Origin of the sequence: Sphingomonas sp. (assembly GCF_050725575.1) — a bacterium.
GTDB lineage: Bacteria > Pseudomonadota > Alphaproteobacteria > Sphingomonadales > Sphingomonadaceae > Sphingomonas.
In genome coordinates this window covers 60,604-83,310 of sequence record NZ_JBOHHW010000017.1, presented here as the reverse complement: position 1 = coordinate 83,310, position 22,707 = coordinate 60,604, and the positions used below count along the sequence as shown (strand labels likewise).

Below are 22,707 nucleotides of genomic sequence, written 5' to 3'. Positions count from 1 at the left end.
TGTACAGCCGGCCCGTTGGATCCCAAGTCAACGCCACGCTGCCGCTGGCCGTGACCAGCCGGTTCTCGACATCGTACGTGTACGCGTTGGTGCCATCCGAGGTCAGGTTGCCGTTCGCATCGTAAGCAAACGTCGCCGGACCGCCTGAGGTGTACTGGTTGAGCCCGTTGACCGCATACGCACGGCTGACAATGGTATAGCCGCTGAACGCATAGCTATTGTTGCTTCGCGTCCTGCTCATCATCTGGCTCGCCGACGTATAGCCGAACGTTGATGTCACATCGCTCGCCGTTCCGGCCAGGTCATCGGTGATGCTCGCCAGCCGGGAGACCGGGTCATAGCCATAGGTCGTCGCAGCACCTGCCCGGTTGCTGCCCGAGCGACGACCCTGATTGTCATAGGTGATCGTCGCGACCGTCGTCGCCCCGTTCTCCTTGATAATCGTCGCGCGGTTGAGCCCGTCATAGTCGTAAGTGAAGTAGGTCGCATCCGGATGCGTCACCCGCGTCCGGCCGCCATCAGCGTTGTACTGATAGGCCAGCGTCCGCGCCGTGCCGCCCTGGTTGGTCGTGCTCGACGTGAGTCGCCCGAACCCGTCATAGACCTGACTTAGCCCTTCGCCCGTCGCTGACCCGAACCGGGCGTAAAGCTGCAGGTTGCGCAGGTCATAGCCATAATAGACATCCGCCGCCGTCCCACCGGGGATGTCCTTCACCGTCACCCGGTTGAGCTTGTCATAGCTGTACCCGATGATCTGACCGTCGCGCTTGCGCAGCGATGTGCGGTTGCCATTCGCGTCATAGCCATAGTCTTCATAATCGGTCGTACTGACGGCACCGACCGTCGTCTTCGACGGGAAGGTCCAGCGGCTTTGCCGATCCTGTCCGTCCCAGGTCATCGTTGCCTTGTTGCCATTGGCGTCGACCATGCTCGTCATCTTGCCGGTCTGGTTATAAGTGTAGGTCGCGTAATCCTGTTGCAGCGGTCGGCCATAGGCCTTCTGCACCTTCAGCAACTGCCCCGCCGAGTCATAGACTTGCCGGGTGATCCGGTCCGCGCCCTGGCTACCCGCCGTGCCCAATGTGCAGGCGCTTGCCGGCAGCAATCCATAGGCCGCCGGGTTCATCCTGACCGCCGTGCATTCCAGCCGGCCCAGCGCGCCATAGCTATATTGTGTCAGGCTGTACGCCGTCCCGCCTGCCGATACTTTCTCGGTCAGCTTGCGGTCCATCACGTCATAGGTCGTGTCGACCGTCTGGAACATGCTGAACCCGCTCCATGCCGAGGGGGCGACCGTCTCCGACTGCCATGCCGCAAGCTCGCCTTTCTCAACCTTGATCAGCCGCCCGGCCGCATCATAGCTGTTGCGCACCGCCGCAAAACCGATCGGTCCAGCCCCATCGGGGTCCGGTGCGATCGTCCCCGTCACACGCCGCTCCACATCATAGCGCGTCACCGAGGTGAAGGCGGACGGTGCGCTCTGCGCTACCGCCGGCATGGCGAGCGTCAGCCCGGACAGCCCCGGGAGCATGAGGGCAAGTCGGCCCATGCCGCGTCCCATCACGCCGCTCATGAGCACACCGCCAGACCCGCGCGCGGGCTCGTCTCGCTGATCTTGTTGCCGGTCGCGTCATAGCCGTAGCACGTGCGCAAGCTGACCCCGTCCGCCGTCACCACCTTGCCGCGCAGTAGTAAATTGTTCGGCCCCGAGTCCGGCCCATAATCGAAGCTGGTTACAACCTCGTCCGCCGTACCGCCCGCGCACGTGCCGCTCACCGTCGCCGTGGTGCGGCAGGTCCGCTCCTCGGTCAGCAGCCAGATCGGGCTCGCACCTGGCACATATCCTCCGCCGCCACTCTGGATCCACGCAGAACGCTGCGCATAAATATAGCGCTTCTGCGCCCGTACGCCATTTGCATCCGCCGGCATCGTCTCGCTCAGGATGCCGCCATGGTCCGGACTATAGGAGAAATTGCTGACATTGCCCCGGCTGTCCGTCGTCGAGGTCGGCCTGGTGCAGGATTTTGGCATGGCATAACAATAATCATAGGTCGCCGAGGTCACGATATCGGGCAATCCCGATCCCGACTTCGCCTTGCGCCGCACCTCGATGATATTGTTGCTGTCGCCATATTTCAGTTCGGTCCTGATCCCCTCCGGATCGATGAACCATTGCAGCGGCATGACCGCGCATTGCCGGCCCGGCATCGGCGGCGAGCCGCCCGACACCGCCGGGTCGCAATAATCCATCAACGTCGCCCGACCGAGCTGATCGGTTACCGAGATCGGGCCGGAGGTTTGCTGATAGACATGGTGGAGAAAATCGCCTTCCCCCGGAACGCTGCAGGGGAGCTCAGTGCAGGGCTGGCTCCCGTCGGTTCCCGGCACGATCGGAAAATCGAACGTCACATAATTGGTGTGCCCCTGGGCGTCGATGAAATGCCCGCCCGCAATGGTCGGCTCCGGCTTGCCGTCCGTAATGGGCGTCATCGAATAGCTATAAGTGTAGCTTTGACCATCGGCGAAGCTCTGCTGGTCGACGATCTCCTGCGCCGCCGCCTCTTCATCATTATGAAAAGAGAGCGAATTGGTCAGCCAGGGCAGGGTTTGCCCCGGCTTGATGAACCCCATCGCTATCTGGACGCCACTGGGCGTCGTGGAAGCGCTATAGGTAAAGCTCGATACGCCCCCGCCGGGGCCGGTGACGCTGGCCAGGGCGGGGCGCGTGCCGCTGGCATAGCTGTAACTCGCGGCCGGGGCATTTGCCGGGCACAGCCCGTTGGCCGGCAGCGTGGCATAAGCGAGATTGAGCGCGCAGGCCTTGGTGATCAGGCTGCCGCTTCCTTCAAGGATCAGCGCATAGCCACGCGAACTCGTGACACGGCGGAGCCGCGCCCGGTTTCCCGACGCGCCGGCATTATAGGCATAATCGAAACTGAGTTTCGTGCCGTCCGGCTGGATCATCTCTGAAATATAGGCGCAGCGGCGGGGTGACCCATTCCAACTCTGGTCGGCACAATCGAGGCTGCCCATCGGCCGGAACGTCATGATCGCACCATCAGAGGTTCTGAGCGTGAAAATGGTGGTCGCGCCGTCCCTGGCCCCGCCGGCAAAGGTCAGCAAAGCCGACGGGCCGCTGGTCTTATGGATGTAGAAGTCCTGAGTGAGGTTCGATTCAAAGGTCAGCGAGCGGCCGCCGGAATGGACATTCGCACGAAAGTCCGAGCCGACCGGCGTTCCCTGGCTCAAGCCGACGCGCGTCTCGACCAGCATGATGTCCCAATTATGGGAGAAATTGCCGAACGGATTGGCGTGCTGGCCGACATAGTCGGACATGATCCGGTTCAGCTTCAGCCCGCCCTCGCCCCCGATCGTCAGATCGGTGGTATCATAGGCATAGCGCCCGGTTCGCAAATCCACCCCGCCCGGTGTGATGATGAATTTCTCGGCCGGGGTGTTGATCAGCTTGGTTTGTGCGACGGCATGATCGGCGGTCGCGAACCCAATGGTAACAAGAAGCGCGCAGAACATTGCTCTGAAAGATGTCGGGGCAATCACATCGGTCACCAATTAATTGGGCTTAAGGGGGATGGGCGTGAGTCACAGGGCGCCTGAGCGCCGGTCGCGGCTGCCTTCAGGGCGTTGGCGTCGGCGTTGGCGTCGGGCACACCGCCGGCGCGCTCGTCGTGACAGCGTAGCGCACCCGGTTGCCCGCCGGGTCGAAACAGGTCCCCGTCTGCCGGTTGGCGTTCGGCCCGCCGCTCAGCACGCTCCCGGTCAACCGCCCGAGATCGTCATAGCTATAGGTGGTCGTCTCCTGCGCCAGCGCACCCGCCGCGCCGCCGACCAACGCCAGGCAGGCCACCCCTGCCAATAATCTATGCTTTCGTCGCATGCGTCTCTCCGGGAACAAATCGGGTTCAGCTGAAGCGGGAACATCTGATTGAACTTAAGCGGGAATGTGGGCAGCGCCAGCGCCTAATCGCCCCTCCATCCGGAATGGATCATTCTTGTGTAGCAAGCGCGAAATCGGATGAGGCCGGCACCCATCCTCACTCGCTGCCAGATGCCCGCTCGATCATCATTCCGCCGTTACACCCACATCGCGGGCACGCCTTCGCGATGCTCACCAGTCGATCCGCGCGCTTGGTTCAAGGTCGGAGTGATGCATCTGACCGAACCGGCACCGGAAGGTCGTATGGCGACGTCAGTGTCGCCCAATCGCTACAGGCTGGGACGATCGCCACCCCGACTCATCGAACGCCCTGCCAATCGCTCTCCGCATCATCGACAGCGGCGAATGTGTCGCCGTCGACCTGCTGTTCGCGCAGATGCTTGCGCACCGCTTCCGCGTCGCCATCGCGGGGGAATGTCCGGTCGGCGCGCCCAATCCCCGCGGTCTTTCTGTGCGAGCAGCCAGCGGCCGAACGCCTCGCGCTTTGGTAGATACGATTCGGGGTCGCTGTTGTCGGGCAATGCCAGTCTCCTATTGCCGACTGGGGCGGCGGCGCAGCATACCACTTCGCTCGTTGTCAGCCATGATCGAGGTCAGCCGTGCCCAGCCCGACAGTCGAACGCATCATTGCCGTGATCGTCGCTGATCTGCGGCGACAGGAAGCCATTACCGGTTGCGCGGTCGATCACCACGGCACCCGAGCGCAGGTCGATGGCAGCTTTGATTTGGCACCGATTGCCGTTGCGATCCTCCGCGAGTTGAGCGAGGCAGGTGGTGATTGATCGGTGAAAAAGCGTCGCCAAGTTCCCGCAAAAAGCTTCGAGTAAAAAAAAGGGCCTCTGTGGCGGCGCCGATCTAACAGTGGTCTGGGCATCGCGACAGGCGCTCATCGAGGAGAAATACATGACCAATTCTCGCACGGGAGGAATCGTCGACCTCTACGACAGGATTTCTCGCAAAATTGAGCAAGGCAAACCGATGGCGATGTCGGCCGAAGAATTAGATTGGTTTGTGGTGTCTGGAGCATATGGCACGCTCTTGCAGGCCGTTGCGCGAAGACAATTTGATATCTGTCGTGAACGAATCGAGGCGCGTGGTGGCGACGTAAGTTTTCTTCTCTCGGCGAAGCCCGAAGTCGAAAGCCCGATCGGATGACCCGCGGCCGTTTTTAAGAAACGAAGAGATGGGGCCGGGCCCGTAGGGAATGATTACAGTTTGTCCTTCCAACGATCAAAATCCGTCCGGCTGACCGCGCGCGGAAGCGATCCCCTTGGCGGAGGATGGCTTGCGCTTGAATCTTGAAGGGGGCATGTTGCCCGGTGGGTGTCAGAGCCCGGATCAGTGATAGGCTTTCAGACCGGTTGGCGCCGGGAAGAAGGCCGAAAAACATGAGGGTGGATTGGCGTCCATCACTCACCGACGACTTATGTCGGGAGTGCGGGCGCCATGCAATACCCGAAAGGGAAAAACGTCCCACCTGTCTCACTGGCAGGCTCTGACTCTCCCGGCACCAGGTCCGTCACCTGGGCGAAGGCTGTCAGAGGCCGAAACCAGTGAGTACGAGAGAATGCGAAATCGATATATCAAATCACCAGGGGGGCAGCTTGTCCGCGAGGGCGCGGCGTCAATGTCCGAACTCCTTCCCAATGCGGACACGCGAACCCCGATCGCCCCGCTGATCCTCGCCCGCGCGCACCATTACATGTGCACTACCGATCGCGGCACGCAGAATGTCGGGTTCTTCCTCTATGGCCTGGCGCTGGCCGCAGGAGGGCAGGCACATGCATAGCCAAGGCATCGATACCAACGTGGTGCGCTTGCCAACTGCTGCAAAGCGTAAAGTCGGGCAACCCTACAACAAGGCCGCGCAGGCAGAGCGGATTCGGCTCAGGGGAGAAAGCCCGCTGGCGCATCGGTTCGCGCTACCGTTCACTCGGCTCGCCGCAAAGCATGAGCTGGTTTTGCGCAGCCTCGTCCGGACGCCTGAGCTTTGTATTGCGCTGGCGATCTACGGCGCGTTGCCTCCAGAGCAGCAGCGAGCGGCCGGTGTCTTGATCTCGCGGATGGCATCGAGGACCGGCGACACAGCAACCCTGCAAGCGCTGTTCTCAACTGCGGAAAGGACGATCACTTTTCAAAGCTTGGACCGTTGGGCGGCCCAACTCGCGCGAGCGGAGGTGGACCATGCTTGAACTCCGCATCATGAACGCAGCGCAGCCCTTTCCGCTCTTCGATCTGCCGTTGAATATGTCGCGTAGGCGTCGAAAGTATCTATTGGAAATCCGTAGCGTATTTCCATTCTGTAATCGGCGCCGGCATAATTACGATTGGCATAGTGACTATAGGAGCTCTTGGAAATTATCACTCGTTTCTCGGCAATCGTGATGTCGAAATTATGCGTGAAATTACCGAATGGCTCATTATGTCCCCAAACACCACCACGGGATAAACGCGTCAGTTGAAGGCCGCTTTCCCCGCCGATCGAAAGATCGGTTTCCTCGTAATTGTAACGACCGCTCCGCGCATCGACCCCTCCCGGTGTGATCATCAAATGGTCAGCTTGCGCAGAAGCATAGGCTTGCATGGGATTCTGTGCATGGGCGCGTCCGGCCACGCCGGACGCAACCACTAAAAATATCAGACCAATGCGCATCGCCAAAGAATATGACACCAAGTATCTCCGATGAATCTAGAACTAATTCGATGCGTTTATCAAACTCTCAGCAATGTTGGTTTGAAAATGCAAATACGGCAGGGAAAGTGGTCAATATTGAGAGTTTAAAGACGCTAAATGATCTTGTCCGAAGTCTGGTTTAGTTGCCCGATGCTTACGTGTTGCAAGTCACGGGTATGCCATTTTGGAAACACTGCTCCGGCTCAGGATCTGGCGGAGGAGTAGGCGTAGGAGTTGGGGTTGGGGTTGGAGTTGGAGTGGGCGTAGGTGTAGGCGCCGGGGTCGGTACCGGCGCCAGGGCAGGGCATCCGGTCGGCGTCGCCGCCGCAACATCATAGCGCGCCCGGTTTCCTGCCTGATCGAAACAGGTTCCCGTCTGCTTGCCATTGTTCGGCCCGCCGGCCAGTGCGCTGCCAGTCAATCGCCCCAGTACGTCATAGCTGTAGCTGGTCGTTTCCTGCGCCAGCGCGCCCGCCGTACCGCCGACAATCGCAAGGCAGGCCGCGCCCGCCAGAAGCTTGTGTTTACGCTGCATCTTTACCCCCGCCCGAATTCGATCGAATTCGGTAATCGCGTCACCATAAGGTCAAATCGATCCCACGCTACCGACGATCGGTGCCGCATCCAGAATGGATGTATTTCTCGCAAGCCCTCGCCGGCAGGTCGTGCCAGCACGTCGCGATAGTCACGCGCCATTCTCATCTTCCCCCGTCACAGCCCGGACCACCGCCACTCCGGATACCCCGTCGACCATGACATCGTCGTCGCTCGTCCATAACGGCACAAACCCGCGCTGCTCGGCGCTGTAGCGCTCGTTCACGCCGCCGCGCTCGAGCATGTTGAACAGCGCGATCTGCGTCTCCTTCTGCTCCCGCTCCGCCGCCTGCACGATCGCGGTCCAGCGGCGCTGCGCGATCGGGTTGCCGTTCATTGCGGCCCGGGTCAGCGCGCGGAACACCGCGCGGTGCGCGGGCAGCTCGATTGAGGATCCGTCCGGCTCCTCCACCTGCACCATCCGGTACGCTTCCTCCAGGATCATCGCCCGGGTCGGCTGGTCCGCGCCGGGCAGGCGATCGCCGCGCCCGCCCGTCGCCCCGCGACCGGGCGGGCGTCCGGCGGGGTTGCCCGACATGCCCTTGGTAAAACGCTGGCCGATCGGTGGCGTGCGCGTCCTGGGATTGGCCCCGGTCGCGGGCGTGGCGGTGTCATCGCGCATACGGTCGGCCGCCGATTCTATCATTCCTTCGGTCATGTCATTGTCCCGGTCATGGCTGAGTCGATCCCTCCACAATCACAAGTCCGGCACCGGTTGAATCGATCGGCCGTCACCGTGACCCCTGTTCCGGCGACGCCCACCCCTGTTCCGGTGCCAGCGACCCCTGTTATCCACCGCTGTTCCGGAACAGGGGTGGGCAGCCATATCACCCTGAGATACGGTGATAATTTCACGTCGGAAATCCAACATAACAGGGGTGGCTTTTTTTATTTTCAGGGAACAGCGGAACGATGCCGTTCCGGCCGGTCATCGACGATGCGACGGATCGCGCGGATCGGCGTTATATCGGCACCGCTTTCGGATCGAGGATCGCGCGTGACGGCTGATCAATCGAGACTGCCCGATCGGATCAAGGGCGCGATCGCCGCGGTGATCGTGCAGCTGGCGCTCGGCTATATCCTGATCGCTGGTCTCGCGGTGCACTCGTCGGTCCGGCTGAGCGACGATCTCAAGCTGTTCGGCATCGCGCCGAGCCCGCCACCCCCGCCGCCCGAGAAGAAAGTCCCGCACCGCAAGACCAGCCGGGCCGAGGGCGCCGCCTCGCCGCCCAATCTGCGCGCCAAGCCGACCGAAGTGGTCGCGCCGCGACCGGTCGTCGTGACGACCGTGCCGCCGCCGGTGGTCGCCGCCCCGATCGCCGGACCTGGCGCGCAGGCATCGGCCGGGGCGGCGGATGTGCGCGGGCCGGGCACGGGTGCGGGCGGCGTGGGCAATGGGACAGGCAGCGGCGGGTATGGCGATGGCGACGGCGATGGCGGCTATGAGAGTCCGCCGCGCCGGCGCAGCGGACGGCTGAAGGATTCGGACTATCCCGGTGCGGTCGGTGCGGCGGGGATCGGCGGCACCGTGTCGGTGCGCTACACGGTCGAGACCAATGGCCGCGCGACCGGCTGTTTCATCACGCATTCGAGCGGCAATGAATTGCTCGACGTGACGACCTGCCGTCTGATCGAACAGCGTTTCCGCTTCGAACCGTCACGCGATGCGCGCGGTCGGCCAGTGCGGTCGGTGCTGGTCGAGGATCATGTCTGGGAGATCGATCAGCAGCCGGCCCCTGAGGAGCCCCGCCGGTGACGCCCCCTTGACCGGGTCCCTATATAATAGAACGGGCGGCGCTTGACGGGAGGCCGCTCGGCTTGTCACCCTCGCGCGTACACGTAAGGACATATCGAACCTCCATGCAGCTTGTCATCGTCGAATCGCCAGCCAAGGCGAAAACCATCGAGAAATATCTGGGCTCCGACTACCGCGTTCTCGCGAGCTACGGCCATGTCCGCGATCTGCCGGCCAAGGACGGCTCGGTGAATCCCGATGACGGCTTCGCGATGGAATGGGAAAACTACGCCGACAAGGCGAAGCAGCTGAAAGCGATCGCCGATCTGGCGAAGGGCGCCGACAGATTGATCCTCGCGACTGACCCTGATCGCGAGGGTGAGGCGATTTCATGGCATGTCCAGGAAGTGCTGCGCAACCGCAAGGTCCTGCCCAAGGACGTGCAGCGCGTGACCTTCAACGCGATCACCAAGGCGACGGTGACCGAAGCGATGAAGCATCCGCGCGAGCTCGATACCGACCTGATCGACGCCTATCGCGCCCGCCGCGCGCTCGATTATCTCGTCGGCTTCACCTTGTCGCCGGTGCTGTGGCGCAAGCTGCCCGGCGCCAAGTCGGCTGGCCGGGTACAGTCGGTCGCGCTGCGCCTGATCGTGCAGCGCGAGCGCGAGATCGAAGCCTTCAAGGCGCAGGAATATTGGTCGGTCGTCGCCGACATGGAGCAGGACGGCACGCCGTTCCAGGCGCGGCTCGTCACCTTCGAAGGCAAGAAACTCGACCGGCTGTCGATCGGCGAGGAAGGCACCGCGAAGCGCGCCAAGCAAGCGGTCGAAGAGGGGCGTTTCAGCGTCCAGACCGTCGAGGTCAAGCCGGCCACGCGCAACCCGCCGCCGCCCTTCACCACCTCGACCCTGCAGCAGGAGGCGGCGCGCAAACTCGGCTTCTCCGCCGACCACACGATGCGCATCGCGCAGGGGCTCTACGAGGACGGCGCGATCACCTATATGCGGACCGACGGCGTGCAGATGGACGGATCGGCCATTTCCGCCGCGCGCAAAGCCGTCGCGGATCGCTATGACGCGAGCTATGTCCCGGACAGCCCGCGCCAGTATCAGACCAAGGCGAAGAATGCGCAGGAAGCGCATGAGGCGATCCGCCCGACCGATTTCGGCAAGGACCGGGTTGGTGGCGGCGATCATGCGCGGCTTTATGATCTGATCTGGAAGCGCGCTCTCGCGTCGCAAATGGCGTCGGCGCGGATGGAGCGTACCACGGTCGAATTGCTCGATGGTTCGGGCCAGACCGGCCTGCGCGCGACGGGCCAGGTCGTGCTCTTCCCCGGCTATCTCGCGCTCTACGAGGAAGGCTCGGACGACAGCGCCGATGAGGAAAGCCGCCGCTTGCCGCGGATGCGCGAAGGCGATGCGCCGGCCAAGAAAGGCGTCACCGCCGAACAGCATTTCACGCAGCCGCCGCCGCGCTTCTCCGAAGCGTCGCTGGTCAAGCGACTCGAGGAGCTCGGCATTGGCCGCCCCTCGACCTATGCCTCGATCATCAAGACGCTGAAGGACCGCGCCTATGTACGGGTCGAGAAGAACCGCTTCTTCGCTGAGGAGAGCGGGCGGCTGGTGACGGCGTTCCTCGAACGCTTCTTCGAAAAATATGTCGGCTATGATTTCACCGCCGGGCTCGAGGATGAACTCGACGAGGTCTCGGGCGGCCGCGCGCAGTGGCAGTCAGTGCTCGATGCCTTCTGGAAGGACTTCAAGCCGCGCACCAATGAGGTGATGGAGCAGAAGCCGTCGGAAGTGACCGCCGCGCTCGACCTGTTCCTCGAACCCTATCTCTTCCCGGCCAAGGCGGATGGCGGCGACCCCCGGCTGTGCCCGAACTGCGGCGAGGGGCGGCTTGCGCTGCGCGGCGGCAAGTTCGGCGCGTTCGTCGCGTGTTCGAACTATCCGGAATGCAAATATACCCGCCGCTTCGGCCAGGGCGGCGGCGACGAGGGCGGCGATGCCGGGCCCGAGACCATGGGGAATGACCCCGAGACCGGCCTGCCGGTCGAGCGCAAGGCGGGACGCTTCGGCCCCTATATTCAGCTCGGCGAGGGCAAGGAGGCGAAGCGCGCCTCGATCCCCAAGGATATTCCCGAGCTCGACCTGGAATGGGCACTGAAGCTGCTCAGCCTGCCGCGCACGGTCGGCACGCATCCGGAAAGCGGCGAGCCGATCACTGCGTCGATCGGGCGCTATGGGCCCTATCTCGCCCATGCCGGCAAATATGCCCGGCTCGGTTCGACCATGGAAGTGTTCGAAACCGGCATGAACACCGCGGTGGTCAAGCTGGCCGAGGCGGCGGCGGGCGGCGGGCGTCCGCAACGCGGCAGCCAGGCGCCGCTCAAGGTGCTCGGCAAGCATCCGCGCACCGAGGCGGAGATCAAGCTGATGGAGGGCCGTTACGGCGCCTATGTCACTGACGGCGAGACCAACGCGACTCTGCCCAAGTCGATCGAGAAGGATGCACTGACTCTGGAGGAGGCGGCGCAGTTGCTCGACGCGCGTGCGGCGGCGGGGCCGTCGAAAAAGGGCAAGAAGAAAGCCCCGGCGAAAAAGGCCGCTGCCAAGAAGGTGCCGGCGAAGAAGGCTGCAGCAAAGAAGCCGGCGGCCAAGGCGAAGGCGGTGGCGGCCGAATGACGGTGACGATCCGGTCCTATGCCGACACGGATCGGAGCCAAATGCTGGCGATCTTCGACGCCAACACGCCGGCCTTCTTCGCGGCCAATGAGCGGGCGGACTTCGTTGCTTATCTTGACCGCCATGCCGCGTCCTATGCGGTATGCGTGTTGGACGATGTGGTGGCGGCGGGGTTCGCGGTCGCGCCTGGCACACCGGGCCGGGCGCATCTCAACTGGATCCTGGTTGATCCGGCGGCACAGGGTGGCGGTATCGGCAGCGCGATGATGACCGCCGCGCGCGCGCGGCGGGGCTGGACGCCGCGATTGTCGATATCGCGGCGAGCCAGCATTCGGCGCCATTCTTCGCCCGGCACGGCGCACAGGTGCTGGGGCGGATCGACGATGGGTGGGGACCCGGCATGCACCGGATCGATATGGCATTGCCGCTCGGCGAGTGAGCAGGATCAGCCCGGCATGGGGGTATGCACCAGCACGAGCAACCACAGCGCCATGCCGGTCAGTGCGAGCAAGGTGCCGACAATCCCGATCGAGCGGGTCGCGGTGGGCGGTCCGGGCGGGTTGAACAGGCCAACGGCGTTGAGGGTGCGGCACGCGACAAAGGCGGTGGCGACGATGGCGAGCGCGAGATGGTTCGCGCCATATGTCTCCAGCAGGCCGATCAGGATGATGCCGATCGGGGCATATTCGGTGAGGTTGCCATGCGCGCGAATGGCGGAGGTCAGGCCGTGCTGACCGGCGTCGCCGAACGACGCTTCATATTTGATCCGCATGCGGATCGTCGCTGCCGACAGGAAGACCAGCAGCAGCGCAAGCGCGACCGTGGTGAGCGCGGTGATCATCAGGTGCATCGTTCCCTCCGTTATCGTTACGGAGGCGATGCTACGCGCGACGGAGATAGAAGCCCAGTCAGGCGGCGCGCGGCGTGCTCATGTGCAGCCAGGCGCGGGCGGCCTTTTGCGCGATGGCGATGTCGCGTGCGCTCATATCCTCGGAAATCTCGCTGCGGCACGCCTGCGCCGCCTCGCTGCCCGCGACCGCGGCCAGGTTGAACCATTTATGCGCTTCGATCAGGTCGATATCGATCCCGGCCGCGCCGCTCGAATAGACCATGCCCAGTTCGTAACAGGCATCGGCGTCGCCGCGTGCCGCGTCAGCCAGTCGGCTGTCGATCAGAAACTGTGCGCTCTTCAGGCTGCTGCCCATGTCACTAACCCCCGTTAACCACTCCTACGGCATGACTTTGCCGCGTGGGGGTCAACAAATGGTTAATGGTCATTAGGGACGTTTGCGCGCTCCCCCTACCGGGCGCAGGTTAAGCCGGTGCTCATTCGATCGCGAGATTGTCGATCAGCCGCGTCGTGCCGATCCGTGCGGCGGCGAGCAGGCGCCGCGGACGGTCGGGATCGTGGCCGGGGGTGAGCGTCTCGGCATCGACCAGTTCGACATAATCGACCTCGAAACCGGCCGTGCGCAGTGATTCGCGCGCCGTCTCAAGTGCCGCCTCGGCATCGTCGCCGCGCCCGATCGCCTTGGCCGCGACGCCGAGCGCGCGGGGCAGCGTGACGGCGCGGGCGCGCTGGTCGTCGTCGAGATAGATATTGCGTGACGACAGCGCGAGCCCGTCATCCTCGCGCTGTGTGGGTACGCCGACAATCTCGATATCCAGATCCAGGTCGATGATCATGCGGCGAATCACCGCAAGCTGCTGGAAATCCTTCTCGCCGAAATAGGCGGTGTCGGGGCGGACCTGGTTGAACAATTTGGTCACGACGGTCGCGACGCCGTCGAAATGCCCCGGCCGCGCCGCGCCGTCCAGGCCGTCGCTGACCCCGGCGACCGAGATGTTGGTGGCGAAGCCCTCCGGATACATGATCTCGACCGGCGGCATCCATAACAGATCGCAGCCGGCGTCTTTCAGCATGCGCGTGTCGGCGGTCTCCTTGCGCGGGTAGCGCGACAGATCCTCGTTCGCGCCGAACTGCTTCGGGTTGACGAAGATCGACGCGACCACGCGGGTGCCGGGGCGCTTGGCCGCCTCGACCAGCGCCATATGGCCGGCATGGAGCGCGCCCATGGTCGGTACCAGCGCGATTCGAGCCCCCTCGGCGCGGAACGCCGCGACGGCTTCGCGCAAGGACTCGGTCTGACGGATGGTTTGCACGCGCTACTAGCCTTCGATAAGGACGGACGGGCCTTCTATGGGGGGCGGTCCAAGCAGGCAACCAGGGGAAATCAAGGACTGTGTCGACGGTTGCGCAAAAGCCACACGTGCAAAGGCCGCACGTCATCGTATTCGCCAATGAAAAGGGCGGTACGGGCAAATCCACCACCGCGGTCCATGTCGCGATCGCGCTTGAGGCGCGCGGCGCGCGGGTCGCCGCGTTCGACCTCGATCATCGCCAGCGCACCATGGGGCGCTATCTCGACAATCGCACTGAAACCGGCAAGCGCACCGGGCGCGAACTGGCGATCCCGCGCCATGCGACGCATGACGGCGAAAGCCTGGCACGCTACACCGAGACGCTCGACGCCCTGTCCGCCGATGCCGATTTCCTGGTCATCGATACGCCCGGCCGCGACGACCGCTTCGCGCGCATGGCGGCGCAACGCGCCGATACTTTGGTCACGCCGATGAACGACAGCTTCGTCGATTTCGACCTGATCGGACAAGTCGATCCGGTGACCTACAAGGTGACCCGGCCGAGCTTCTATGCCGAGCTGATCTGGGAAGCGCGCAAGGCGCGCGCCAAGGCCGATGGTTCGACGATCGACTGGGTCGTGCTGCGCAACCGCGTCCAGCATATCGAGGCGCGCAACATGCGCCGCGTGTCCGAGGCGCTCGATCAGCTCGCCAAGCGAGTCGGCTTCCGCATCATCCCGGGTCTCGGCGAGCGCGTCATTTACCGAGAGCTGTTCCCCAAGGGACTGACCATGCTCGATGCGCGCGAATTCGGCGAGATGGGCCTGGCCCATGTCGCGGCGCGCCAGGAACTGCGCGAAATGATGGCCGCGCTCGCCTTGCCCGAACCCGCCCTGCCGCTGTTCGCCTGAGCCCGCGGTCATGATCTTCAAGATACTCGCCGCTGTGCTGGTTGCCTATGCCGGCTGGTGGCTGTGGCAGGGCCCGAAGAGCACGCATCGGCGAATTCGGCCGGAGTCGCCGCCTGGCGAGGACGCGGCGGCGCGCGCGGTGCTGGGTGTGCATGCGGAAGCAAGCGAGGCCGATATCCGCGCCGCGCATCGCCGCCTGATCAACGCGGTCCATCCGGATCATGGCGGTTCCGCCGAACTGACGCGCCGGGTCAACGCCGCGCGCGACACATTATTGAAGCGTCGAGGCTGAAGCGCCGGATTGAAGCGCCGGGCTGAGGCGAGCGATCTGAACTTTCTTCGCGCTTGCCGATTGAACACGCGAATCTTGACAGGAGTTCCAATGACCCATGTTTTCGACCCAACGTCCCTGCGTGAATATGACATTCGCGGTATCGTCGGAAAGACATTGGGCCCCGCCGACGCGACCGCGATCGGGCGCGGCTTCGCGACGCGTGTGCGGCGCGCTGGCGGGACGCGGGTGGCGGTCGGCTATGACGGGCGCACGCATTCGCCCGAACTGGAAGCGGCGCTGATCGCCGGACTGACCGCATCGGGCGTCGATGTGGTGCGCACCGGCATGGGGCCGACGCCGCAGCTTTATTATGCCGAGGCGATCCTTGAAGTGGATGGCGGCATCCAGATCACCGGCAGCCACAATCCGGGCAATTACAACGGCTTCAAGATGGTGCTGCAGCATCTGCCATTCTTCGGCGCCGACATCCAGGACCTGGGCAAGCTGGCCGAAGCCGGCGATTGGGAAGAGGGCGAGGGCGTCGTCACCGAAGCCGATATCGTCGACGATTATGTCGGGCGCCTGCTCGCCGGCTATGCCGGCGGCGCGTACCGCATCGGCTGGGATGCCGGCAATGGCGCGGCGGGCCCGGTGATCGAGAAGCTGACCAAATTGCTCCCCGGCGAGCATCACCTGCTCTACACCGAGGTCGACGGCACGTTCCCCAACCATCATCCCGATCCGACCGATGAAAAGAACCTGGCCGACCTGAAGCGGCTTGTCGCTGACAAGCAGCTCGATTTCGGGCTGGCGTTCGACGGCGATGGCGACCGGATCGGTGCGATCGACGGCCAGGGCCGGGTGATCTGGGGCGACCAGTTGCTGTCGATCCTGGCCGAGCCGGTGCTGAAGGAATTGCCCGGTGCGACGATCATCGCTGATGTGAAGGCATCGCAGGCGCTGTTCGACCGGGTCAGGGAGCTGGGCGGCGAGCCGTTGATGTGGAAGACCGGGCACAGCCTGATCAAGACCAAGATGAAGGAAACCGATGCGCCGCTCGCCGGCGAGATGTCGGGCCATATCTTCTTCGCACATGACTATTTCGGCTTCGACGATGCACAATATGCCGCCGTCCGGCTGATCCGCGCGGTGCATATGATCGGCAAGTCGATGACCGAGATCCGCGGCGCGATGCCGGCGCTGGTCAACACGCCGGAGATGCGCTTCCAGGTCGATGAAAGCCGCAAGTTCGCGGTGGTCGAGGAAGTGCTCGACCGGCTCGAGCAAGAAGGCGCCGACGTCAACCGCACGGACGGCGCGCGGGTCAACACGCCCGATGGCTGGTGGCTGCTGCGCGCCTCCAACACCCAGGACGTGCTGGTCGCCCGCGCCGAAGCGAAGGATCAGGCTGCGCTCGACCGGCTGCTGGCGATGATCGACGCGCAGCTTGCCGCGAGCGGCCTGGTGCGCGGCGAACAGGCGGCGCACTGACCTGGATAGCCCTCTCCCCCAGGGGAGAGGGCTAGAGTTTGATCCAGCTGCGCTGGGTGCCGTCTTGCCGGATCAAACCCTAAAAGGCTGGCGTTCCGGCCCTGAACTCGCCACTTACGGCGGATGCCGCCACCGCCGCCCCAGATCATCCGCGTCGTCGATCTCGAAACCACTGGTCCCGCCCCGCCCGCGCACGGCGTGTGCGAGATTGGCTGGCAGGATGTCGCGCTCGGCGCCGATGGGCGCTGGGACCTGCACGGCGAGGGCGGCGCGCGGCTGGTCAATCCGGGGCGGCCGATCCCGCCGGTGACGCAGGCGATCCATCATATCCTCGATGAGCAGGTCGCGAACGAGCCGCTCTGGCACGATGTCGCGCGCGCGGTGCTTGATCCCTGGCCGCGCCGGGTCGCGCTTGCCGCGCACCGCGCGGATTATGAGATGAAGTTCTGCACGCCGGCGCTGACTCATAATGCGCAGTGGATCTGCACCTGGAAATGCGCGCTGCGGCTGTGGCCCGACAGCCCGAGCTTCTCCAACCAGGTGCTGCGTTACTGGCGCAAGCCCGAGGGGATGGAGCATGAGCGTGGTTTGCCCGCGCACCGCGCCTTTCCCGATTCCTATGTCACCGCCTTTCATTTGCGCGACATGCTCAACGAGGCCGGGGTGGCGCAGCTGATCGAATGGTCGAACTTGCCCGGCCTGTTGCCCGCCGTCCGGCAAGGGCCCGATCGCGGCAAGAACTGGCACGAGATTAGCGATGAGTCGCTTGCCGTGCAGCTTGGTGATCGCGACGTAGATGTGCGCTTCAGCGCGGAAACCGAACTGGCGCGGCGGCGTGGTGGCGGGCCGGTTGGTCGGCAGACGCCGCAGGGCAAGCTGTTCGATGACTGATCCGGCTTGATCGAGGTCAAGACGGTGATGCTGGCCTTCCTTGCGGATCGGTCATAGAGCGTAACGATGTTTCGCACGCTCGTCAGATGGCTTGGGGTCCGTGAAGCCTCGGTCGGACGAGCGCTGATCATCTTTCTGGCGATCGGCTTTCTCAGCCTGCTCGCCGCCGGCTATGCCGCCTATCGCTCGACGATGCGCAATGAGGCGCATAGCCAGGCAGTCAACCACACCTATGAAGTCGAGATCGCGATCGACCGGGCCGGTATCCTGATCGAGCAGGGCGAGACGTCGCGCCGTGGCTATCTGATCACCGCGCAAGAAACCTATCGCGATACCTATGAAACGGTTGCGGCCAAGATACCGCCCGCACTGAGCCAGATCGCCCGCCTGACCGCGGACAATCCACGCCAGCAGGCCAATCTCACTCAGTTGACCAGGATCTTTACAGAGCTGAAGCAACAGCGCGACCGCACCATCGCTCTGGTCAGCGAGGGACGGCAGGCCGAGGCGCATCGCGTCTTTACCGAAGAGACCGTGGCGCGGCGTATGTCGAACATCCGCAAGCTCGGCACGGCGATGGGCGATGAGGAGCGGCGGCTGCTCGCCATTCGCGATGCGGAACAGCGCGAAAGCCTGCGGACCTTCTACGCCACGATGATCGTCGCCGGCGTGCTGCTGCTGATTGTCGCGATCGCCTCGCTGCTGACCGTATTGCGCTATATGCGCGATCTCGCCACGTCGCGCGACGTGCTGCGCGATTTCGCCGATTCGCTTGAGGAGCTGGTCGCCGAGCGCACCGCCGACCTGTCGCGCGCGAACGAGGAGATTCAGCGCTTCGCCTATATCGTCAGCCATGACCTGCGCAGCCCGCTGGTCAATGTGATGGGCTTCACCGCCGAGCTCGATGCGGCGACCGCTGCGATCACTGAGCTGATCGACCGCGCCGAGGAGAAAGCGCCGGACATCGTCACCGAGGAAGCGAGGCTGGCGGCGCGCGAGGATCTGCCCGAGGCGATTGGCTTTATCCGCACCTCGACCCAGAAGATGGATCGGCTGATCAATGCGATCCTCAAATTGTCGCGCGAAGGCCGCCGCCTGATCGCGCCCGAGCCGCTCGACCTGAACGCGATGGTCGAGGCGATCGGCGGATCGCTCAAGCATATGATTGATGACCGCGGCGCCACGCTGAGCGTCGAGGGCAGCCTGCCGCAAATCACCAGCGACCGGCTGGCGGTGGAGCAGATCTTTTCCAACCTGATCGAGAATGCGGTCAAATATCTCGACCCGGCGCGTCCCGGCTGGATCACGGTGCGCGGCAAACGTGAGGGCGCGCGGGTGACCTATGAGATCGAGGATAATGGCCGCGGCATCGCACCGCGCGATCATCAGCGCGTGTTCGACCTGTTCCGCCGCTCGGGCCATCAGGACCAGCCGGGCGAGGGGATCGGGCTCGCCCATGTCCGCGCATTGGCCTATCGCCTTGGCGGGGTCATCGATGTCGCGTCCGACCTTGGCAAGGGGGCGACCTTCCGGTTGACCCTGCCGCTCACTCTCGCCGACCCACAGGATAATCGCTCATGAACGACCATCGTTCCGTCAGTATCGTGATGATCGAGGATGATGAGGGCCATGCCCGCCTCATCGAAAAGAACATCCGCCGCGCCGGCATCCTCAACGACATCACCCATTTCACCGACGGGACGAGCGCGCTCCATTATCTGTTCAACGACAGCAATGGCCCGGCGCTCAATGGCCCGGCGCTGGTGCTGCTCGACCTCAATTTGCCCGATATGAGCGGCATCGACATCCTCGCCAAGATCAAGAGTGAGCCCGCGCTGAAGCGCACGCCGGTCGTGGTGCTGACCACCACTGACGACAAGGTCGAGATTCAGCGCTGCTATGATCTGGGCTGCAATGTCTACATCACCAAGCCGGTCAATTACGAAAGCTTCGCCCAGGCGATCCGCCAGCTCGGCCTGTTCCTCTCGGTCATCCAGGTGCCGGATATCGAGGGCCAGGCTTGACCACCAGTGTGCCGACCCCCGGGCCAGTGAAGGTCCTCTATATCGACGACGATGCCGGGCTGCGCACCCTGGCGGCGCGGTCGCTGACCCGGCGTGGCTATGCCGTCACGCTGGCGGAGGGCGGCGCTGAGGGGCTGGCGCTGGTCGGCTCCGAAACCTTCGACCTGGTCGCGGTGGATCATTACATGCCCGGCATGGACGGGCTGGAGACGCTGAAAAAGCTCCGCGCGCTGCCGGCGGCGCCGCCGGTGGTTTACGTCACCGGGTCGGAAGAGGGCCGGATCGCGGTCGCCGCGCTGAAGGCCGGGGCGGCCGATTATGTCGTGAAGACGATCGGCAGCGATTTCTTCGACCTGCTTGCCTCGGCGTTCCGGCAAGTGCTCGAGCGCGCGACGCTCGAACGCGACAAGGCGGCGGCCGAGGAGCAGCTGCGCGCCAGCAATGCGCGGCTCGAAGCGCTGCTCAGCGAGGTCAATCACCGCGTCGCCAACAGCCTGCAGCTGGTGTCGGCGATGGTGCGGCTGCAGGCCGGCGCGCTTGACGACGGCGCGGCACGCGATGCGCTGGAGGATACGCAGCGCCGCATTGCGGCGATCGCGCAGGTGCATCGGCGGCTCTATACCTCGAACGACGTCGAGAGCGTCGACATGCAGGAATATCTCGGCGCGTTGGTCAAGGAGCTGGGCGAGACCTGGTCGAGCGGCGCGGCGCCGCGCACCTTGTCGCTTGCCGCCGATCCGATCCGCATGAAGACCGACCGCGCGGTGTCGCTGGGCGTGATCGTCACCGAGCTGGTCAGCAATGCGTGCAAATATGCCTATCCCGGGCGCGCGGGCGAAGTGCGCATCGCGCTCCGCCACGACGATGACGCGCATTTCCTGCTTGCGGTCGAGGATGACGGGATCGGCATGGTCGAGAACGGGCCGGCGCGCGGCACCGGCCTTGGCACCAAGCTGATCCGCGCCATGGCGCAGAGCCTGCAAACGATGGTCGAATATGACCCGGGCCATAGCGGCGTTCGCGCCACGCTGCGCGGTGCGCTCAATTAGCGCCTTTTCGAATTGAGCTGATCCACCACGCCGCGCTTGTTGCGGGCGAAGGATGCAATCCTGTTCTCGACACTAAGAAAGAGCGCACCGGCGTCAGCCCGGCACGGCATGTCATGCCCGATCCTGAGTGATGGTTGAATCGCGTCGGTGGCACGGCTGCCGGGAGGACGGCGAGAGATATGGGACACCCTATTGTGCCATATTCCGGCGCGGGGCGGGCGAGGTACGCTGTCAATCGTGACAAATCTCATGATTATCATGATATAGCAATGAGTTAGTGCGTAGCACGGCGATTCTTGGTATAAATGACATTGATAGGAATCGCGTTCTGCTATCCATGAAATGGATAGCTGGGCCGCCGATGTACCGAATTTCCCTGTTGCCGGCGTGGAATTGCGGCACCGGATGACGTCGATCAACCCACCGTGGAAAGAGGACTTAGGGTGCGTAAGGTTCCTTAGCGCCTTTCGCCAAGCAGCGGAGATATGCTTTTCGCACAAAGCCGGGCAATTCGTTCCGACTCCGCAGCCCCAACAGTTTCTCGAGCGCTGGCGATTCTTTCGCCGGCTGAGCTGTGCGCATCGACCGATAGGCATTCAGCGCGCCCTCAACCCCCGCCAGCTGCTGTGCGTCGGGATCATTCGCCTTTCCCGGATTCTCGATGATAAAAGCGGCCATGGCGATGGTGTATTGGCCGATGATCTCAGGGGTATGCGCATAGCTCTCTCTGGACACGCCCCCGAGCGGATCCAGACAAGCGGTTACCGACACATCCGGCGCATCAATCAACCACTGAATCGCCCATTTCCGATCATCCTGCAGGCTCGGATTCAGCGGAGCGCGTTCGAGACTTTGCACAATGGAGACGAAGCGCTGCCGATCTTCAGGCGACGAATGCGCGTTCGTTTGGCCAAACGCTGGAGCTGCGCAGACTATTGTCGCGAGCAGCATGGCGGGCAGGGCGGCTATCCTCATCGGGAACTTCTGGGTCACGGTGCGAATGTCCGCAAGTGGGTGGTTTGCGGACGTCGGCGGCTTTCGGCGTCTTTAATCCTTGAACCAGCGAGCGGCCGCCTCAGTGATACTTTCTGAGTAGAGTCTACTCTGACGAGGAAGTAATTTCGAATGGTCAAGATTGGAATATCTCAAATCGTCCAAGTCGAAATCAAAAGAATAGAACTTACCATCTCTGGTCACAAAGTTGCCTATAATCGTATCATCACCATCGGGACATATCGTCACAACCATGACATCTGCGCGTGAAAAGCCGAAATGCTCAAAATTTCGGTACAAATCCTCTGAGTCATTTTTTCCTGTGTGACTGTCATAGAATATCGCACCCGCGCGAATCCGCTCGTTAAGGGTGATTAACTCAGAGGCGGTGTCCTTCATGCTTCCGTCTCTACCTCACACCGGAATGTCCGCAAGTGGGGCGTTAGTGGTCATTCGTCAGCCGGGCTTGCGGAACTTGTAGATGAACTGGTCGGTCTTGCCGCGTACCGCCTTGTCGAACACCGCCAGACTGTGATCGTCGCTTTTGTTGGCGAGCAGCGGGCTTTCGCCGACGAATTCGAAGCCGGCCGCGACCACCTGGGACTTGACCGTCGCCGGGTCGATGCGGTGCAACGTGTCGGTATCGCGCATCGCCGATCCCGCAGCGGCGGCATGGTCGATGATCAGCAATGTGCCGCCGGGTTTCAGCGCGGCAAAGGCCAGCTTGTTGAACACCGACGGGTCGAGCGAGCCCATGAACTTGTCGGGATAATCGTGATAATTTTGCGCGGTGAAGACCAGATCGACCGGTTCGGCGGCGGTCAGGGACGTGGCCGGCTGAGTCGAGGCGCTGACATTGGCGAAATCGGGCGTCGTGCCAAGCTTCTGGTAATCCACCACATTGGAGCGCGCCTCGGCGGCATAGGGCTGGGGCCAGATGCCATAGACATGGCCCGACGGGCCGACCGATTTGGCGAACAATTTGGTCCAGTATCCGCCGCCGGGGATCAGGTCGATCACCTTGTCGCCGGCCTTCACCCCGGCAAAGGCGAGGATTTCCGGCCCGTGCCGCGCCGCATCGGTCGCGGTCACGGTGCCGCGCGCCGGGTCGGCGGCGGCCGCGGCGATATTGGGGGGCAGGGTGCCGGTCGGCGCCGTGTCGTTGGCCGGTGCGGTGGCGGTGTCATTCGCCGGCGCCGCGGTGGGGCCGCACGCGGCCAGCGCGCTGCCGGCAAGCAGAACGGCGAGGATCGTCGTCTTCATCGAAACAGCCCTTTCCCA

24 protein-coding genes and 2 pseudogenes are annotated in these 22,707 nt (G+C 63.5%); 13 read left to right on the top strand and 13 right to left on the bottom strand.

Translation table 11 applies throughout. From position 1 onward, the window contains the following. The 4 genes and pseudogenes from ACRECS_RS13545 to ACRECS_RS13530 form a co-directional block, all read right to left on the bottom strand. Positions 1-1,549 (bottom strand): annotated as a pseudogene (locus tag ACRECS_RS13545) (RHS repeat-associated core domain-containing protein); the annotation flags it as partial. A 20-nt stretch (positions 1,550-1,569) separates the two neighbouring features. Beyond that, positions 1,570-3,531 carry a hypothetical protein gene (locus tag ACRECS_RS13540; RefSeq protein WP_431583492.1) on the bottom strand — a complete coding sequence of 654 codons (1,962 nt, stop codon included), beginning with the start codon at positions 3,529-3,531 and terminating at the stop codon, positions 1,570-1,572. 103 nt (positions 3,532-3,634) lie between these two features. Beyond that, a complete protein-coding gene (locus tag ACRECS_RS13535) occupies positions 3,635-3,895 on the bottom strand; it encodes a hypothetical protein (protein WP_431583491.1) in 261 nt (86 codons plus the stop codon). A 653-nt stretch (positions 3,896-4,548) separates the two neighbouring features. Then, complete coding sequence (locus tag ACRECS_RS13530; protein ID WP_431583490.1) at positions 4,549-4,860, bottom strand: hypothetical protein; 312 nt, start codon at positions 4,858-4,860, stop codon at positions 4,549-4,551. Between ACRECS_RS13530 and ACRECS_RS13525 the strand changes: the two genes are divergently transcribed. The 3 genes from ACRECS_RS13525 (at position 4,859) to ACRECS_RS13515 (ending at position 6,147) form a co-directional block, all read left to right on the top strand. Next, positions 4,859-5,110, top strand: coding sequence for a hypothetical protein (locus ACRECS_RS13525; RefSeq protein WP_431583489.1), 252 nt, complete (start codon positions 4,859-4,861; stop codon positions 5,108-5,110). The genes ACRECS_RS13530 and ACRECS_RS13525 overlap by 2 nt on opposite strands. Positions 5,111-5,582: 472 nt before the next feature. Further along, positions 5,583-5,744: a hypothetical protein gene (locus ACRECS_RS13520; RefSeq protein WP_431583488.1), complete on the top strand. Its 162-nt coding sequence runs from the start codon at positions 5,583-5,585 to the stop codon at positions 5,742-5,744. Then, entirely contained in the window at positions 5,737-6,147 is a 411-nt protein-coding gene (locus ACRECS_RS13515; RefSeq protein WP_431583487.1) for a hypothetical protein, read from the top strand. The genes ACRECS_RS13520 and ACRECS_RS13515 overlap by 8 nt, the downstream gene beginning before the upstream one ends. An 8-nt stretch (positions 6,148-6,155) precedes the next feature. Here the strand turns inward: ACRECS_RS13515 and ACRECS_RS13510 are convergent, their stop codons facing one another. Then, positions 6,156-6,626: a hypothetical protein gene (locus ACRECS_RS13510; RefSeq protein ID WP_431583486.1), complete on the bottom strand. Its 471-nt coding sequence runs from the start codon at positions 6,624-6,626 to the stop codon at positions 6,156-6,158. Positions 6,627-7,314: 688 nt separating this feature from the next. Then, positions 7,315-7,881: a DUF5681 domain-containing protein gene (locus ACRECS_RS13505; RefSeq protein WP_431583485.1), complete on the bottom strand. Its 567-nt coding sequence runs from the start codon at positions 7,879-7,881 to the stop codon at positions 7,315-7,317. 339 nt (positions 7,882-8,220) lie between these two features. Here ACRECS_RS13505 and ACRECS_RS13500 point away from each other — a divergent pair, with 339 nt between their 5' ends. From ACRECS_RS13500 to ACRECS_RS13490, 3 genes and pseudogenes are all read left to right on the top strand, one after another. Then, positions 8,221-8,979 (top strand): energy transducer TonB, encoded by a 759-nt coding sequence (locus tag ACRECS_RS13500; RefSeq protein ID WP_431583484.1) that lies wholly within the window; start codon positions 8,221-8,223, stop codon positions 8,977-8,979. A gap of 104 nt (positions 8,980-9,083) precedes the next feature. Next, entirely contained in the window at positions 9,084-11,651 is a 2,568-nt protein-coding gene (gene topA / locus ACRECS_RS13495; RefSeq protein WP_431583483.1) for a type I DNA topoisomerase, read from the top strand. Beyond that, positions 11,648-11,869, top strand: a pseudogene (locus ACRECS_RS13490) (hypothetical protein); the annotation flags it as partial. The gene topA and the pseudogene ACRECS_RS13490, both read left to right, overlap by 4 nt. Here ACRECS_RS13490 and ACRECS_RS13485 read toward each other — a convergent pair. The 4 genes from ACRECS_RS13485 to panC form a co-directional block, all read right to left on the bottom strand. After that, complete coding sequence (locus ACRECS_RS13485) at positions 11,785-11,982, bottom strand: hypothetical protein (RefSeq protein ID WP_431583482.1); 198 nt, start codon at positions 11,980-11,982, stop codon at positions 11,785-11,787. The pseudogene ACRECS_RS13490 and the gene ACRECS_RS13485 sit on opposite strands and share 85 nt — an antisense overlap. Before the next feature lie 114 nt (positions 11,983-12,096). Further along, positions 12,097-12,501 carry an MAPEG family protein gene (locus tag ACRECS_RS13480; protein WP_431583481.1) on the bottom strand — a complete coding sequence of 135 codons (405 nt, stop codon included), beginning with the start codon at positions 12,499-12,501 and terminating at the stop codon, positions 12,097-12,099. 58 nt (positions 12,502-12,559) lie between these two features. Further along, complete coding sequence (locus tag ACRECS_RS13475; protein ID WP_431583480.1) at positions 12,560-12,856, bottom strand: hypothetical protein; 297 nt, start codon at positions 12,854-12,856, stop codon at positions 12,560-12,562. 121 nt (positions 12,857-12,977) lie between these two features. Continuing rightward, on the bottom strand, positions 12,978-13,814 hold the full coding sequence (gene panC, locus ACRECS_RS13470; protein WP_431583479.1) for a pantoate--beta-alanine ligase: 837 nt from the start codon (positions 13,812-13,814) through the stop codon (positions 12,978-12,980). Positions 13,815-13,921: 107 nt separating this feature from the next. Between panC and ACRECS_RS13465 the strand changes: the two genes are divergently transcribed. From ACRECS_RS13465 to ACRECS_RS13435, 7 genes are all read left to right on the top strand, one after another. After that, positions 13,922-14,704 (top strand): division plane positioning ATPase MipZ, encoded by a 783-nt coding sequence (locus tag ACRECS_RS13465; RefSeq protein ID WP_431583478.1) that lies wholly within the window; start codon positions 13,922-13,924, stop codon positions 14,702-14,704. Positions 14,705-14,714: 10 nt separating this feature from the next. Further along, positions 14,715-14,996 (top strand): J domain-containing protein, encoded by a 282-nt coding sequence (locus ACRECS_RS13460; protein WP_431583477.1) that lies wholly within the window; start codon positions 14,715-14,717, stop codon positions 14,994-14,996. 90 nt (positions 14,997-15,086) lie between these two features. Next, positions 15,087-16,469 (top strand): phosphoglucomutase/phosphomannomutase PgmG, encoded by a 1,383-nt coding sequence (gene pgmG / locus ACRECS_RS13455; RefSeq protein ID WP_431583476.1) that lies wholly within the window; start codon positions 15,087-15,089, stop codon positions 16,467-16,469. Between the two features lie 123 nt (positions 16,470-16,592). After that, on the top strand, positions 16,593-17,360 hold the full coding sequence (locus ACRECS_RS13450) for a 3'-5' exonuclease (RefSeq protein WP_431583475.1): 768 nt from the start codon (positions 16,593-16,595) through the stop codon (positions 17,358-17,360). Positions 17,361-17,426: 66 nt separating this feature from the next. Continuing rightward, a complete protein-coding gene (locus tag ACRECS_RS13445) occupies positions 17,427-18,941 on the top strand; it encodes a sensor histidine kinase (protein ID WP_431583474.1) in 1,515 nt (504 codons plus the stop codon). Continuing rightward, positions 18,938-19,384, top strand: coding sequence for a response regulator (locus ACRECS_RS13440; RefSeq protein WP_431583473.1), 447 nt, complete (start codon positions 18,938-18,940; stop codon positions 19,382-19,384). Before ACRECS_RS13445 ends, ACRECS_RS13440 begins: the two co-directional genes overlap by 4 nt. Continuing rightward, positions 19,381-20,433: a sensor histidine kinase gene (locus tag ACRECS_RS13435; protein WP_431583472.1), complete on the top strand. Its 1,053-nt coding sequence runs from the start codon at positions 19,381-19,383 to the stop codon at positions 20,431-20,433. Before ACRECS_RS13440 ends, ACRECS_RS13435 begins: the two co-directional genes overlap by 4 nt. Positions 20,434-20,871: 438 nt before the next feature. On the opposite strand, the gene ACRECS_RS13430 is transcribed toward ACRECS_RS13435, so the two are convergent. Genes ACRECS_RS13430 through ACRECS_RS13420 form a run of 3 tightly spaced genes read right to left on the bottom strand, consistent with a single transcriptional unit; the run spans position 20,872 to position 22,689 of the window. Then, positions 20,872-21,426 (bottom strand): hypothetical protein, encoded by a 555-nt coding sequence (locus ACRECS_RS13430; protein ID WP_431583471.1) that lies wholly within the window; start codon positions 21,424-21,426, stop codon positions 20,872-20,874. Between the two features lie 54 nt (positions 21,427-21,480). Beyond that, positions 21,481-21,825, bottom strand: coding sequence for a hypothetical protein (locus ACRECS_RS13425; RefSeq protein WP_431583470.1), 345 nt, complete (start codon positions 21,823-21,825; stop codon positions 21,481-21,483). Positions 21,826-21,882: 57 nt separating this feature from the next. Then, a complete protein-coding gene (locus ACRECS_RS13420; protein ID WP_431583469.1) occupies positions 21,883-22,689 on the bottom strand; it encodes a class I SAM-dependent methyltransferase in 807 nt (268 codons plus the stop codon). Between the last annotated feature and the right edge of the window lie 18 nt (positions 22,690-22,707).

What these genes read in the sequence shown, in the direction of transcription:
- ACRECS_RS13540 (WP_431583492.1), bottom strand. Translation starts at nt 3,531, where the DNA reads ATGTTCTGCGCGCTTCTTGTTACCATTGGGTTCGCGACCGCCGATCAT.
- ACRECS_RS13535 (WP_431583491.1), bottom strand. Translation starts at nt 3,895, where the DNA reads ATGCGACGAAAGCATAGATTATTGGCAGGGGTGGCCTGCCTGGCGTTG.
- ACRECS_RS13525 (WP_431583489.1), top strand. Translation starts at nt 4,859, where the DNA reads ATGACCAATTCTCGCACGGGAGGAATCGTCGACCTCTACGACAGGATT.
- ACRECS_RS13530 (WP_431583490.1), bottom strand. Translation starts at nt 4,860, where the DNA reads ATGTATTTCTCCTCGATGAGCGCCTGTCGCGATGCCCAGACCACTGTT.
- ACRECS_RS13520 (WP_431583488.1), top strand. Translation starts at nt 5,583, where the DNA reads ATGTCCGAACTCCTTCCCAATGCGGACACGCGAACCCCGATCGCCCCG.
- ACRECS_RS13515 (WP_431583487.1), top strand. Translation starts at nt 5,737, where the DNA reads ATGCATAGCCAAGGCATCGATACCAACGTGGTGCGCTTGCCAACTGCT.
- ACRECS_RS13505 (WP_431583485.1), bottom strand. Translation starts at nt 7,881, where the DNA reads ATGACCGAAGGAATGATAGAATCGGCGGCCGACCGTATGCGCGATGAC.
- topA (WP_431583483.1), top strand. Translation starts at nt 9,084, where the DNA reads ATGCAGCTTGTCATCGTCGAATCGCCAGCCAAGGCGAAAACCATCGAG.
- ACRECS_RS13485 (WP_431583482.1), bottom strand. Translation starts at nt 11,982, where the DNA reads ATGCTGGCTCGCCGCGATATCGACAATCGCGGCGTCCAGCCCCGCCGC.
- ACRECS_RS13480 (WP_431583481.1), bottom strand. Translation starts at nt 12,501, where the DNA reads ATGCACCTGATGATCACCGCGCTCACCACGGTCGCGCTTGCGCTGCTG.
- ACRECS_RS13475 (WP_431583480.1), bottom strand. Translation starts at nt 12,856, where the DNA reads ATGGGCAGCAGCCTGAAGAGCGCACAGTTTCTGATCGACAGCCGACTG.
- ACRECS_RS13460 (WP_431583477.1), top strand. Translation starts at nt 14,715, where the DNA reads ATGATCTTCAAGATACTCGCCGCTGTGCTGGTTGCCTATGCCGGCTGG.
- pgmG (WP_431583476.1), top strand. Translation starts at nt 15,087, where the DNA reads ATGACCCATGTTTTCGACCCAACGTCCCTGCGTGAATATGACATTCGC.
- ACRECS_RS13450 (WP_431583475.1), top strand. Translation starts at nt 16,593, where the DNA reads ATGCCGCCACCGCCGCCCCAGATCATCCGCGTCGTCGATCTCGAAACC.
- ACRECS_RS13445 (WP_431583474.1), top strand. Translation starts at nt 17,427, where the DNA reads ATGTTTCGCACGCTCGTCAGATGGCTTGGGGTCCGTGAAGCCTCGGTC.
- ACRECS_RS13440 (WP_431583473.1), top strand. Translation starts at nt 18,938, where the DNA reads ATGAACGACCATCGTTCCGTCAGTATCGTGATGATCGAGGATGATGAG.
- ACRECS_RS13425 (WP_431583470.1), bottom strand. Translation starts at nt 21,825, where the DNA reads ATGAAGGACACCGCCTCTGAGTTAATCACCCTTAACGAGCGGATTCGC.
- ACRECS_RS13420 (WP_431583469.1), bottom strand. Translation starts at nt 22,689, where the DNA reads ATGAAGACGACGATCCTCGCCGTTCTGCTTGCCGGCAGCGCGCTGGCC.